The following is an 11,365-nucleotide window of genomic DNA, read 5'->3' as shown; positions in this document are numbered from 1 at the left end:
GGAGCCCCCCGAAGGGAAACAAAAGAGGCGAACGACACCCCCACCCCCCCCCCCCCCCCCCCCCCCCCCCCCCCCCCCCCCCCCCCCCCCCCCCCCCCGCGACAGTACCGGTCACCGACGGTGAGATCAACCGGGGTGATCGGCTACGGCAGGAGGTCACCTCCTGGTGGCTGCTCACCGCCGAACCGATGACCCTGCGCGCCCTGTGGACCGCCTCCGCCGTCGACAACAAGCGCATCCCCGCCGGCAACCCGCTGCTACGCGGCGTCTGGCACGTGTCGAACTGGACCGACCGGCTCGGCATGTTCGCCCTCCTCGCGATCACCCCCACGTTCATGACCGGGCCGCTGCGCTGGTGCGCCGCCCGCCCGTTCCGCCGCTACGGCCTCTACTCCACCCTCGCAGCCCTCACCGGCGCATACCTGTTCGGAAGGAAGTAATCGACCATGTTCGGAATCGGCGCCCGGTTCGGGCTCCTCGCCATCGCAGGGGCGCTGCTGTTCGTCGCCCACCGCACCCACAAGTCGTCCAAGAAGTCCGCGAAGAACGTCGCCGTCGTCATGGCGTTCCTCGCCGGCCTGGCGTTCCTCGCCACGTTCGTCGGTGACTGGATGCGCTCCGCCGACTGGCTCGGCGGGCTAGGCGTCGCCGCCCTGATCGTCTGCGTCGGCATCATCTTCGTGGACTGGATCCTCGACAAGAAAGCCGACAAGCCCGCTTTCTGGGCGGCGTTCGCGCTCGGCTTCGCGATCGTGCTCGGCGCCTCCAACCTCGACGACGCGGGCCGGCTGGTGCACGACGGCGGCAGCGAGGTCACCAGCCAGCTGTCGCGGATGGGTAAGTAGGCTGTGGAACTCCTCGTCTGCTGCGTGCTCGCCTACTGGATGGTGAAGCACGCCCCGGAACTCGCCGGGGAGGCCGCGCAGGCGTTCGCGGCGGGTCTGCGCGGCGAGGAGTCCCCGGCGATGGCGGCCCGCCGGGCCCGGCTCCAGAACGCTGGGATCGACCCGGCGACCGGCGGCGCGTTCCGGCAGTACGCGGGGAACGTGTTGCGGGACTTCTGGCTCGACCAGGACCAGGCCCGGGCCCGGCGGCGCGCTGCCGCCGGCACCACCGACACAACGTCGGGGCCGTCGGTGTTCCAGCGGATGCGGAACGCGTTCGACGCAGAGGTCGGCCGCCGCGCCCAGGCGTGGAAGGCCCGCCACGACGTGACCGGGAACGGGGACCGCAGCGACCAGCCCGATGCGGCCGGGTTCGGGTCAGAGCCCGGGTTCGAGCCGTTCGTCGACGACGCCGGCGACCCGACTGAACCCCCGGAGGGCGTCGTGCACGACGACCCGCCGCAACCGCAGCCGGGGCCGTCGCCTTCGGCCGAGCCGCCGGAACCGCCGCGCAAACCGGTGTTCGTGCCTTCCACGACCGGCACACCCGACATGCCCCGACCAGCAGCCGGTAAGGAGCCGCCCGTGGAAGACGACGACTGGAATCCGGAGCACCGGATCAGCGGTACTGAGGCGCAGATCTACAAGCACGAAATGTTCGGCAACTGCAGCAAGGACCCCGCCACTTGCCCACGCTGCGCCGAGGAACAGCGAACCCTGCAGAACCGGCCCAGCGAGCGACATGCACCCCCCTCGCCGGTGCATGTCCCCGCCGCCGTCGGCCAGCCGCAGACCAACCCCACCGCCACCGCAACCCTCGAACTGGAAGGACCCGCCATGAACAACGCTGTCGCCACCGGAGGAACCGCCGTCACCGGTGTCGTCTCCGGCGCCGCCGAAGCCCGCTCCATCCAGCGCGCCCTCGAAACCGCCACCGACACCTACGAGGCGGCGATGGCCGCCGCCCGCCGGCGTATCCACTCGCTCGGCGAGCAGACCCTCGGCATCGTGCAGATGGCCTCCCGATCCACGGTGGTAGACGCGACCGCCCAGGCCGCCGAGTCGATCGCCGCGGCGCAGGCGTCGGCGAACGTGTGCAAGGGCGAGACGATCCCGCTGCTCGGCCGGGTCGCCATCGAGTTCGACAAGCGCAACAGCTAACCACCACCAACCCCCACTTTTGGAGAGGAGGCGACGATGGCAGCGCCGACGACTGCTCAGCGCCCGACGGCGCAGGCCACCGCCGCGAAACCGCCCGCGGGCGCCGCGAAGATGGCGAAGATCTACCTGGATGACAACGGCATCCCGCAGCGCTCCCCGACCGCGGTGCCGGTCGACGAGAACGACCGGCGCACCGCGCACCTGTCGCACCAGTGCCCGCATTTCAAGACGGTCAACGGCGGCGGGAAGGAACGCTGCACCGTCAAACAATGGCTGATGCCGGATCAGCCGCTGCCGTTCTGCCCGCAGCACGGCAAGCAGCTCGAGGCGGAGAAGACCGGCCCGTCGGCGTTGGAGACCGTCGTCCGGGACACGCTGCGCCTGCACGGCCGGTCCGCCGCCCCGTGGCTGATACCGGGCGCCGCCGGCCTGTACGACCTGGCCGCGCACGCCGGACAGATTGGTGCCCTCGAGACCGGCGTCGCCGCACCGGTGCTCGCGGCGGGCACCTATGTGATCGCCAAGCGCACCCTCACCGCCCGCGCTCTGCGGCGGGGCCGGATCGAGAAGGGGCAGAAGAGCGGCCGTCGGATCGCCGCCCTGCGCGGTGAGGCCCGCCGGTACGCCTGGTACGCGGGGGAGGCCGGGCTGTGGCTGGCCGGACTCGCCGGCACCGACATCACTCACCTGCCCGGCACGGTGGTTGCCGCCGCCGGGCTGCTGCGGTGGGCGTTCACGTCGCGAACCTGGTGGCAGGACGCTGACCGGCGCCGGGCCCGCGGCCCCGCAGTCACCGTGCACGTGCCGGACAACTCGGCGACAGTCACCCCTGTTCAGGCCCCGGATCCGGTGCGGCTGCGGGCGATCACCACGTGGGCGGCGCTGATCGGTTGCGTCGGCGGGCCCCTCGCCGGCACCGAACTGGTCGACTTCGAACGACTACCGGCCTGCGACGTGGGCGCCTCCGCGCGCACCCAGCTGCCGAACTGGTCGGCGAAAGTGGTTGCCAAGGTCGAGGGTTCCATCAACATGCGGGAGCAGCGGCCCGCCCTGCCCGGCAGGATCGCCGCCGCCTACAAATGCACCTACGCGGACGTGTCGTTCGCCGCCGACGAATCGGATCTTTCGATCGGCTGGGTGCGGGTACAGCCCGACAATGTGCTCGCCGAAACCCGCATGTGGGTGGGCCCGGCCGCGTCCGACTGGAAACACGGCAGGTCGATCATCGGCCGGTTCGACGACGGACAGCCGATCGGCTACCAGTGGTGGACGAAGACCGGCGCCGCCCACGACCTGATCTCCGGTTGCACCGGGTCCGGGAAGTCGGAGCTCGTCGCTCAGCTGCTGCTCGCGTCCCTGCACTCGAACGGTTTGGTGCTGGACTGGGTCGGTGACCCGCAGGGCGGCCAGTCGTACGGGGCGCTGAAGGGTGAGGTCGACTGGTTCGCCCGGGACCTGACCGAGATCAAGCTGATGCTGCTGGCAGCGGTCAAGGAGATGTACCGGCGCAACGACGAACTGTCGGCCGGGAACGTCAAGACGTGGTCGGCGTCGAAGCTGATGCCGCTGCTGGTCATCACCTTGGACGAGGTCCAGTCGTACATCGAGGACCCGGACATTCTCGCCCTGGTGGAGAAGCTGGTCGGGCAGGGCCGTAAGTGCGGCATCAAGATGCGGCTGATCACGCAGATCCCGGCGGCGTACAACCTGGGCGGCTCCACCTACATCAAGGAGCAGCTGAAGGCCGGCCAGACGCTGATCTTCCGGGCGATGACGGATGTCGCCGGCCGGTCCGCGGTCGACGGGGATGTGCCGGTGGATCCGACGCTGCTGCCGTTGGTGTGGGGCAAGAACACGTGCGCGGCGGGGGAGACCACCGCCGGGCTGATGTACGTGCAGGGCATCAACGGCCGGGATGTGTACGGCCGGGCCGACTTCACTGGCGAGAAGCTGGAGCCGTGGCTGGTCGACCCGGACGGTGACCCGTCGGTGTCGCCGGGGCGTTTCTCGCCGGCGGCGCAGCAGGAGTCGGGGGTGTTGTGGGGTGACCGGAAGGAACGGGCCCAGAAGCTGCTGGCGCAGGGCCGCCGCAACGAGGACCTGTTGCCCGGGGGTCGGGCTATAAACCTGATCGAGCAGGCTGCAGCCGACTACGACCCGAACAAGGAACCTGCGACGGGGGCGCCGCAGGCAACACCGGCCCGGGACAAGGTGCTGGCCGCCTGCCGGGAACTGGTCGCCGAGTTCGGGGAGGCCGACAAGAAGAAGGTGGTGGCGATGCTCGACGGGAAGGTCGCCGCGACCACGGTCAGCACGGTCCTGTCGGATCTGGTCGCCGCGAACCGGCTGGGCCGGATCCGGAACGGCTTCTACTCGGTGCCGGGGGCACCGCAACCCGGCCAGTTGCCGATTGAGGTGCCGGCGTGAGGCTACTTACCGTGGCGTTGGATCCACACCTGCAGTTCGGTGCCGCCGGGCGCGTTGTCGCTGAGGATCCAGCGGCGGCGCCGCACGGTGGCGGTCAGGTAGAACCGGTCGGTGTTGTAGTCGCGTTCCCGCAGGAACAGTTCGTCGCCGACCGCGGGGACGCCGAGGGTGGTGTCGATCGTGTACTGGCCGTCGACCTTGCGGTCGGGCTGTTCAACGTCGATGACGGTCACCTTCATGTGCTCATGGTGACGGATCGGTCGCTGGCGGTCCAGTCGTGACGATGACGCTGCCGCCGCACGCGAACGTCCGGGACTGCCGGCTGTACCGGTTTCGGGTATACCACCCCGACGAAATGGGGCTGCCCGCCGAAGATCGACGCGTCGTGCTGGGCTATGTCGGGGAGACGATCCGCCAGCCTCTGGTGCGGCTGCTCGAGCACATCATGGACCAGCCGTGGGCGGACACGATCGTCGGCTGGGAAGTGGACCCGCGCGTGTTCGCCGACAAGCGTGCGGTACTCGCGGCGGAGGAGGCGGCGATCCGGTTGGAGAAGCCGCTGTACAACGTCGTCCACAACGACGGCGGGCATCGGATTCCGCCGCCGGAGGCGATGCGGCAGCGGCGCCGGCGGGACGCGGCGCGGGTGGATGTGCCGCGCTGGGTGCACCCGGACGATCGTGGGGGAGCGGTCCGAGTTCCGTGCAAAACTGGTCCGGTCGTCCGTACCAGTTGTCGCACGGCAGCCCCGGCGCGGACCAAGCCGCGGCGGTGGAAGGCGTGGGAGAAGCAGCTGCTCGCCGTGTTCCTCACCGGCCTGCTGCTGTGGGTCGCTGCCCTGGTCGGGCTTGCGCATTACGGGAAGCTGCACGGCGACACCTGGTGGCAGACGCTGACCGGCGGCTACGCGGTCACCGTGTGGGTGTGGGTGGGCTGCCCGCTGGCCGGTAAACGCTGGCGGTCCCGAACGAGACGCGCGTTGCGGAGGTGGCGGTGAGCAGCCTCAACCCCCACGACCGGCACCTGCATTACGAGGACGGCTCGCACCGCTGGACCGACCCGGAAGGCCCGAAGGGTGACGAATCGTGGCGGCTGATGGTGGAAGCGCACATGGCCGAGCACCGGGCCGCTTTGGACAAGTCGCGTTCTCCGAAACCGCGGGACGACCCGCGGTGAGCTGCCCAGCCTGGTGCGCCCGCCCCGATCACGGCCGGCTGCCCGTGTACCACCGGTCGGAGAAGCTGACCGTGGGTCGGGCGCCCCGGTTCCGTGGACGCGGTCAGGTCTCCGTGTTCTTGGAGTGCTGCGATGGTGGGCCGACGTGGCTTGCGATCCAGGCCGCGCACATGGCGACCGTGACCGCGCAGCTGGACCTCGGTGAGGCGGCCGAGCACGTCCGGGCGATTACCCGGCTGCTCGGGCAGGCCGGTTAGCTGACCCTGTTCCGGGTCGCCTGCCTGGCCGAGGCGGCGAACCTCCGGCCGCGGCTACCGTCGATGGCGGGACCTCTGGAACGGACCCAACACAGACAGGGCCACCCTTTCCGCGCCGTGGGGGAAGGGTGGCCCTGTCTTCATTCCTGCCGCCGGCGAAACCACCACAGCAGGACCACGCCCGCCGCCGCGAGCAACACTCCCGCCAGCCCCGGCCAGAACACTGCCGGGCCGGTCCCCGGCAGCCCGGTCAGTTTCCCGGACCGGCACCCAGGCCGGTCACCTTGAACTTGCCGCTGATCGAACACCCGCCGGTCGCCTTCGCGGACAGCTTCACCGCGTCCTTCACGATCACCGTGGACTTGCCGCCCGCTACCACGTCGACGGGCTTCGGCAGGTTCAGGGCGCTGCCCGACACCAGCAGCGAACTCGACAGCAGCGACACCTCCGCCGGGCTCGCGCACACCACCTGCGGCGTCGCGGCGCCCGCGGTCAGGCCGGTCAACGACACCGGGAACGGGTTCGGGTTTTCGACGGTGAACGACACGTCGACGCTCATGCCGGGGAACAGCTTCCCGCTGGCGGTCGCGTCGGACAGCTTCAGCGGCAGCGCCTGCCCGGCGTCGACGTTCGCGTTCGCCTCATTCGAGGTGATCGTCATCGCGGCGAACGCGACACCGCCCGCGGTGAGGAGCGCGGCGATACCGCCGGCGATGGTGGCGGCGCGGCGGCGGGCCTTGCGCTTGCTGTCGGCGGCGTACGTCTTCGCGAAGTGCGTGCTCAAGATCTGTTCTCCGTTGGTTGATGTAAGAGCCTCGGACACCTTGACCTATTTCGCGGGTGGGCGCTTCGGTTGTCGCTCGGGCGGGTTACCCGGGGACGGCAGAAAGCCGCCCCGTCACCGCTGGCGGGCGGTGACGGGGCGGCTCAAATGGGCGCCGGTGGGTGGAATGCTGGGGACACGTTGACCCACCGGCACGATCAGGGGCGGGACTTTCAGCCGGCCGTGGCGGGCTGGTCCTGCGGTGGAACCGGGGCGGTGACCTGCGTGCGGACGAACATGCCGACCGCGACCGCCACGAACGACATGATGGTGGCCTGGTCGGTGGCATCCAAGTGCAGGCCGAAGCCGACGCCGAGGGCGAGGGCGGCCTGCGCGAAGCCGAGGACCGCCGCCTGAATGCCGTCGCCGACGGCGAACGCCACGACGAGGCCGAGGATCGCGGCAACGACCGCGTTCAGGTAGGTCTGCTGGTCGGCGGACAGGTCAATCCAGAACGCGGCGCCCAGTTTGATCAGGGCGGCGCAGAAGGCGGCTATCAGCGCCGGTTCACGACCGAAGATCTTCATTTTGTGCTCCTTGCAGGGGGAAGTGGCCGCCGCAAGGGCGGAGGATTTGAACTGGCGGAGATCGAACTGGAAAAGCACGGCCCGGTTTACAACCGGGAATGTCGTACCGGTCTCGCACAATGCAGTCATGCGATGCGTCGACCCTGCTGAGATCACCTTCGAGGTGGCCCGGGTGTGGGTCCAAGGCGACCACACACTCATCCGGATCGGGCCTGTCACCGGCGGGTGCGGATGGATCGCCCAGCGTCTCGGCCACCGGTGGGTGGGATGCTGGATCGCCGACTCCGAACGGGCTGCCAGCACAGCTGTCGAATCGTGGATGCGCCGGCGCGGGGGAATAGCAGCGTGGACCGAGCTCGAACGGCCCACTACGCAGGCGGCGTCTTCCTCAATTCGGCCCCGGTCTTCCTGACCGAGGAAGATGAGAGGCAGATACCGTGGCCTGATGCACAAGACCAACCCGATCCGTCGGAACTTTCTCGGCATGGAGACGGTCTTCGCTGCGGGTGGTGGTTCCTGGTCTCAGGGCGTGCGGGTCTGGTACGCCACCTGCCCGACCTGCGGCGACAAAGTGATGAACCCGCGGGGCTATCCGCACTACAGCGCAGCGACCCGTAAGAACACCAAGGACGCCCTGTATCGTCACATGCAGGAACACCACGAGCCGGGCCTGGTGGGGCGCTGACGGCGTCAGGTACCTACGGGCGTGCATAGGCTGCGCACCACTCTCCGCAGTTCGCGCGAGCGGATGACGTGCGCTGACCCCGCAAGGACCGCGAGGTTCAATTCCTCGCCTCGGCACTCAGGCCGGCCACGGGAGGTGGGCACCCATTTGATGTGCCTGTAGTCGGCCGCTATCGCCTTAGGTGATCGCGTCGTCGCGGCCCTCGGCCACCCGCTCCGCATCACGCTGCGCGAACGACCGGTACGACACCACCCGCACAATCAGCAGCACATCCAGCAACGTCAAAATCCCGACCGAGAACACCACATCACCGACACCACGCGGCGGGGAACCCGGCCAGCGGGTCACCACCAAAACAATCGACCGGAAATACCAGAGCGCCACCAGGATCACCCAGCCGGAAGCGTCCCACGCCGCCAGGCGCCGCCACTGCCGCGGCCGGTGCTGCGACACGAACGCGACCGCCGGCACAAACCCGACGATCAGCAAGACCAGAACGGAGTACATGTAGACCGCCTGTGCTGCCACGTCAGTCGCCCCGCATCACATGTCGAAGGAAATCGTCGTACCGGTTCGCGGCGTTGTGGCTGCGGATCTGAAACGCCCACGCATCCGCCTCAGCCCGGGTTGCTGTCGCCCGCCGCCGGTCTTCCACGGCCCGGCGGTGGGAACGTTCAGCAGCCTCCACGGCGGCGTCCGCCTCGGCCCGGCTGTGGGGTGTGCCGAACGGCCACAGTGCCCGCAATCTCCGCCTCCACGACATGCCCACATCAGCTCCCTGGACGGGCCTGCGGATGACCGAGGTGTGACAGCAGGCCCGTGGTGGTCCTTGCTGTCTCAACCGCTGCCGCGGCTGCCCGTGACGACTCGGCCAGCGCCTGCCGGGTTTCGTCGTGGGCGGCGCATTCCCGTTCGTAGGCGGTGCGCCAGCGGTCCCGTTCAGACTTCACGTCCTCATGGTTTCCGCGGGTCACCACGACACCCGTCAGGAGCAGAACAATCACCACTCCGGGTGGTCCCCATTGCAGGATGGTGCTGACGTAGTCGGGTGTGGTTGCCGCCGCTTCGGCGAACAGGCGGATCATGGCGGCGGCCCCCGTGGTGCGTTTGAAGCAGGGTCAGGACGCGAGGCGGGCCGTCAGCAGTTCGACGACCCGCTGGGCGGTGGCCTCCGGGATCGCACCCGCCTGCTCGGGGGTGAGCCCGGCAAGCACCCCCGACACGATCGCCGCCTCGTCGACCTGGTCCTTGCCGGCCAGCGCGGCGATCGCAGAGGTGAGCGCTTTGCCCTGCACGGCGACGGCGGCTTCGACGGCCCGCACGTGGTATTCGATGTTGGTGAGAGCCTCGCCGGGCGACCGGGACGGGTTGGTTCTCACGTCGCTGGCGTTGGACGGGGTGCCGACCAGGCCGTCGGTCTTCCAGATCTCGCTGATCGTGGGCATGTCGTCCTCCTGCACGGCGGGCGGTTTCGGGGCGGCGGGTTCCTCACGGGCGATCCACGCGGCTTTCGACTCGCCCTTGAACATGGACACCATCGCCCGGGCGGCCTTGGCGTCGAGCACATACCGGCGGTGCAGTTCGGCATGAACGTGGAACTTGTGGCTGGCGTCGGCGAACCCGGCCTTGTTGGTGTCGAAGTTCAGCCGGGTCGCGTCGCCGGTGCCGTCCCACACGTTGACCGCGTTGAAGTACTTGCGTCGTGGGTCGGAGTGGTCAGCCCAGACGGCGTGTGCCCGCCCGTAGGCCAGGACAAGATCGGCTTTCGACATGGAGACGTCGACGGCGGCACCGTAGGCCGGGTTGAAGCCTTTGTCGTCGGGCCGGGTGTTCGAGTAATCGTTCTGGTTGCCGTACGCCTTCAGGTCGTTGATCGAGCAGTGGTATCCGCCCGACTTCAGATGCGCGGCATTGGGCACGATCCCGGAGAGCACCGCCGACTTGTAGCCGCAGTTGTGGACCATGCCGTCAGCGACGGCACGGACCGGCGCCGAAACCAGCGTCGTCACGACTGGTCCAGCGCGATGATGTCGAGCTCCGACTGTTCGCCGGCCTGCCAGGCGCGGCCTTCGTCGAACTCGCGTTCCCCGGTCCGGGCGCCCTGCGGGTAGACGAGTGAGTCGTCGTGGTCGGTGCACGGCGCGAAGGTGCCGTCCGGCTGCGCCTTGTACATCCACGCCCGGCCCGCAGCCCGATCGACGGCGAGGAAGCCGTCGCTTGAGCGGACCGTCACCTGCCGCCCGTCGAGAGGTCCACCGTGGCAGACGCCGGTGGTGGTTTCCTCGTCAGCCATGACCCACCTCCGGCTCGCTGCCGTAGGTGCGGGCGGTGGAGGTGAACATCGGCGCCGGGCCGCCGGTGGTGAGCCGGTCGAGTTCGGCGGCCTGCATCTCCACGAGCAGGCGTAGCTGAGCGAGCTCGAATTCCACCGGGAAGTCGCGGCGGATCCGGGCGAGCAGATCATCTGCCTCAAGATTCATGGCCGCCTCCTCGCGGGTTGGGGTGGGCGTCCCGGCAGCCGTGGATCGTGACTTCGCAGGGCCGAAAACCGGGACGCCCTGTCTATGGGCGACTACTCGTCGCGGCCGTACGCCTGGTCGCGGGCAGCCCGCAACTGCTTGATCAGATGGTTGACGCCCGCCCGGTCCAAGTCGATCGACTCGCCCGGCCACGCGGGCAGCGCATCCGCCGGCAGTTCGGCCGGCAGATACTCGAGGCTGGTGTCCGGCGTACCGGCACCAGCCCAGCGGGTGGTGGCGACCTGCACGCCCAGGTCGCGCTGCCAGCGCACCTCGAGCCGCCGGTCACCCGTTGTGTCGAGGGCGGCGGCCGGATAGATGTAATGCTTCGCCATGAGGCGTTCTCCCCCTGAGGGTGTTGCCCTGAAGCCCGGGCCGGGCCAGCCCGCCCTGTGGCGGAAGTCAGAGAGTCAGCGACTTGGTCCAATCGCCGGCGGCCATACCCCGCCACAACACGTCCCGGTCGACGTCGGCGAGGTCGGGGCGTTCCCAGGTGCCCGACCAGACGGCGCCGCCGAGCGGATTCTTCGGGTCGAGGTCGCCGGGGGAGTCGTAGGTGTGCACCGTGGTCCCGTGCAGCTCCACAAACCCGGCGTCCGAACGCAGCAGCAGGTGCCGGTCGTTGCCGTCACGCACCCACCGGCCGGCGCCGTCCGCCATCCAGCCAGGCATGAGTCCTCCTACAGGGGCCGCAGGTATTCGCATTCGAAAACACACACGAACGCGGTCGAAATGTTCGTCGACAGGGAGCCGGCCGCCGACTGCACCTGCCGGCCCATCAGTTCGAAATAGTCGGTGGAGCCGTTCGCCTGCAGCATCGCCGTCACCTGCGCGGTCCGCGCGTTCGAGCCGGTCGCCGTGGCGGGCAGAATGTTGCGGCCACGCGGCGCCACGATGCTGCCGTTC

The 11,365-nt window shown here is 69.3% G+C and carries 19 protein-coding genes; 7 read left to right on the top strand and 12 right to left on the bottom strand.

From position 1 onward, the window contains the following. The first annotated feature begins 188 nt into the window (after positions 1-188). The 4 genes from ACZ6TB_RS48450 to ACZ6TB_RS48435 are packed head-to-tail and all read left to right on the top strand — an operon-like array spanning position 189 to position 4,472. Positions 189-440 (top strand): hypothetical protein, encoded by a 252-nt coding sequence (locus tag ACZ6TB_RS48450; protein WP_465568588.1) that lies wholly within the window; start codon positions 189-191, stop codon positions 438-440. Between the two features lie 6 nt (positions 441-446). After that, positions 447-845: a hypothetical protein gene (locus tag ACZ6TB_RS48445; protein WP_465568586.1), complete on the top strand. Its 399-nt coding sequence runs from the start codon at positions 447-449 to the stop codon at positions 843-845. Between the two features lie 3 nt (positions 846-848). Continuing rightward, positions 849-2,045 carry a hypothetical protein gene (locus tag ACZ6TB_RS48440; protein ID WP_465568583.1) on the top strand — a complete coding sequence of 399 codons (1,197 nt, stop codon included), beginning with the start codon at positions 849-851 and terminating at the stop codon, positions 2,043-2,045. Positions 2,046-2,081: 36 nt separating this feature from the next. Then, the gene (locus ACZ6TB_RS48435; RefSeq protein WP_465568581.1) at positions 2,082-4,472 is read left to right on the top strand and encodes a P-loop NTPase family protein; all 2,391 of its coding nucleotides are present in this window, start codon (positions 2,082-2,084) and stop codon (positions 4,470-4,472) included. A gap of 2 nt (positions 4,473-4,474) precedes the next feature. On the opposite strand, the gene ACZ6TB_RS48430 is transcribed toward ACZ6TB_RS48435, so the two are convergent. Then, a complete protein-coding gene (locus tag ACZ6TB_RS48430; RefSeq protein ID WP_465568578.1) occupies positions 4,475-4,711 on the bottom strand; it encodes a hypothetical protein in 237 nt (78 codons plus the stop codon). Positions 4,712-4,749: 38 nt separating this feature from the next. Between ACZ6TB_RS48430 and ACZ6TB_RS48425 the strand changes: the two genes are divergently transcribed. Together ACZ6TB_RS48425 and ACZ6TB_RS48420 are read left to right on the top strand one after the other, a co-directional pair. Further along, positions 4,750-5,469, top strand: coding sequence for a hypothetical protein (locus ACZ6TB_RS48425; RefSeq protein WP_465568575.1), 720 nt, complete (start codon positions 4,750-4,752; stop codon positions 5,467-5,469). After that, positions 5,466-5,648 (top strand): hypothetical protein, encoded by a 183-nt coding sequence (locus ACZ6TB_RS48420; protein WP_465568572.1) that lies wholly within the window; start codon positions 5,466-5,468, stop codon positions 5,646-5,648. Before ACZ6TB_RS48425 ends, ACZ6TB_RS48420 begins: the two co-directional genes overlap by 4 nt. 507 nt (positions 5,649-6,155) lie before the next feature. Here the strand turns inward: ACZ6TB_RS48420 and ACZ6TB_RS48415 are convergent. Then, a complete protein-coding gene (locus tag ACZ6TB_RS48415) occupies positions 6,156-6,689 on the bottom strand; it encodes a hypothetical protein (protein WP_465568569.1) in 534 nt (177 codons plus the stop codon). A 212-nt stretch (positions 6,690-6,901) separates the two neighbouring features. After that, the gene (locus ACZ6TB_RS48410; protein ID WP_465568567.1) at positions 6,902-7,255 is read right to left on the bottom strand and encodes a hypothetical protein; all 354 of its coding nucleotides are present in this window, start codon (positions 7,253-7,255) and stop codon (positions 6,902-6,904) included. A gap of 445 nt (positions 7,256-7,700) precedes the next feature. On the opposite strand from ACZ6TB_RS48410, the gene ACZ6TB_RS48405 reads away from it, so the two are divergent. Further along, a complete protein-coding gene (locus tag ACZ6TB_RS48405) occupies positions 7,701-7,940 on the top strand; it encodes a hypothetical protein (protein ID WP_465568564.1) in 240 nt (79 codons plus the stop codon). 177 nt (positions 7,941-8,117) lie between these two features. On the opposite strand, the gene ACZ6TB_RS48400 is transcribed toward ACZ6TB_RS48405, so the two are convergent. From ACZ6TB_RS48400 to ACZ6TB_RS48360, 9 genes are all read right to left on the bottom strand, one after another. After that, the gene (locus tag ACZ6TB_RS48400; RefSeq protein WP_465568561.1) at positions 8,118-8,468 is read right to left on the bottom strand and encodes a hypothetical protein; all 351 of its coding nucleotides are present in this window, start codon (positions 8,466-8,468) and stop codon (positions 8,118-8,120) included. 1 nt (position 8,469) lies between these two features. Next, positions 8,470-8,703, bottom strand: coding sequence for a DUF7620 family protein (locus ACZ6TB_RS48395; RefSeq protein WP_465568608.1), 234 nt, complete (start codon positions 8,701-8,703; stop codon positions 8,470-8,472). Positions 8,704-8,710: 7 nt separating this feature from the next. Beyond that, positions 8,711-9,025 carry a hypothetical protein gene (locus ACZ6TB_RS48390; RefSeq protein ID WP_465568558.1) on the bottom strand — a complete coding sequence of 105 codons (315 nt, stop codon included), beginning with the start codon at positions 9,023-9,025 and terminating at the stop codon, positions 8,711-8,713. Positions 9,026-9,058: 33 nt separating this feature from the next. Beyond that, a complete protein-coding gene (locus ACZ6TB_RS48385) occupies positions 9,059-9,949 on the bottom strand; it encodes a hypothetical protein (RefSeq protein ID WP_465568555.1) in 891 nt (296 codons plus the stop codon). Then, positions 9,946-10,233, bottom strand: coding sequence for a hypothetical protein (locus ACZ6TB_RS48380; RefSeq protein WP_465568552.1), 288 nt, complete (start codon positions 10,231-10,233; stop codon positions 9,946-9,948). The genes ACZ6TB_RS48385 and ACZ6TB_RS48380 overlap by 4 nt, the downstream gene beginning before the upstream one ends. Beyond that, positions 10,226-10,420 carry a hypothetical protein gene (locus tag ACZ6TB_RS48375; RefSeq protein ID WP_465568550.1) on the bottom strand — a complete coding sequence of 65 codons (195 nt, stop codon included), beginning with the start codon at positions 10,418-10,420 and terminating at the stop codon, positions 10,226-10,228. Before ACZ6TB_RS48375 ends, ACZ6TB_RS48380 begins: the two co-directional genes overlap by 8 nt. A 92-nt stretch (positions 10,421-10,512) precedes the next feature. Further along, a complete protein-coding gene (locus ACZ6TB_RS48370) occupies positions 10,513-10,794 on the bottom strand; it encodes a hypothetical protein (protein ID WP_465568547.1) in 282 nt (93 codons plus the stop codon). Positions 10,795-10,861: 67 nt separating this feature from the next. Continuing rightward, positions 10,862-11,131, bottom strand: a complete 270-nt coding sequence (locus ACZ6TB_RS48365; RefSeq protein ID WP_465568545.1) for a hypothetical protein — start codon at positions 11,129-11,131, stop codon at positions 10,862-10,864. A gap of 8 nt (positions 11,132-11,139) precedes the next feature. Then, the coding region (locus ACZ6TB_RS48360) for a hypothetical protein (RefSeq protein ID WP_465568542.1) at positions 11,140-11,365 on the bottom strand (226 nt) is incomplete at its 5' end.

This window comes from Actinoplanes sp. NPDC051537, from assembly GCF_055586105.1.
Note: the sequence above shows the minus strand (reverse complement) of the source record. Positions and strands in the feature narration are given on the sequence as shown.

Excerpts from the sequence above, each read along its gene's own strand:
- ACZ6TB_RS48380 (WP_465568552.1), bottom strand. The coding sequence starts at position 10,233 with ATGGCTGACGAGGAAACCACCACCGGCGTCTGCCACGGTGGACCTCTC.
- ACZ6TB_RS48435 (WP_465568581.1), top strand. The coding sequence starts at position 2,082 with ATGGCAGCGCCGACGACTGCTCAGCGCCCGACGGCGCAGGCCACCGCC.
- ACZ6TB_RS48395 (WP_465568608.1), bottom strand. The coding sequence starts at position 8,703 with ATGTCGTGGAGGCGGAGATTGCGGGCACTGTGGCCGTTCGGCACACCC.
- ACZ6TB_RS48430 (WP_465568578.1), bottom strand. The coding sequence starts at position 4,711 with ATGAAGGTGACCGTCATCGACGTTGAACAGCCCGACCGCAAGGTCGAC.
- ACZ6TB_RS48365 (WP_465568545.1), bottom strand. The coding sequence starts at position 11,131 with ATGCCTGGCTGGATGGCGGACGGCGCCGGCCGGTGGGTGCGTGACGGC.
- ACZ6TB_RS48390 (WP_465568558.1), bottom strand. The coding sequence starts at position 9,025 with ATGATCCGCCTGTTCGCCGAAGCGGCGGCAACCACACCCGACTACGTC.
- ACZ6TB_RS48445 (WP_465568586.1), top strand. The coding sequence starts at position 447 with ATGTTCGGAATCGGCGCCCGGTTCGGGCTCCTCGCCATCGCAGGGGCG.
- ACZ6TB_RS48370 (WP_465568547.1), bottom strand. The coding sequence starts at position 10,794 with ATGGCGAAGCATTACATCTATCCGGCCGCCGCCCTCGACACAACGGGT.
- ACZ6TB_RS48450 (WP_465568588.1), top strand. The coding sequence starts at position 189 with ATGACCCTGCGCGCCCTGTGGACCGCCTCCGCCGTCGACAACAAGCGC.
- ACZ6TB_RS48410 (WP_465568567.1), bottom strand. The coding sequence starts at position 7,255 with ATGAAGATCTTCGGTCGTGAACCGGCGCTGATAGCCGCCTTCTGCGCC.
- ACZ6TB_RS48405 (WP_465568564.1), top strand. The coding sequence starts at position 7,701 with ATGCACAAGACCAACCCGATCCGTCGGAACTTTCTCGGCATGGAGACG.
- ACZ6TB_RS48375 (WP_465568550.1), bottom strand. The coding sequence starts at position 10,420 with ATGAATCTTGAGGCAGATGATCTGCTCGCCCGGATCCGCCGCGACTTC.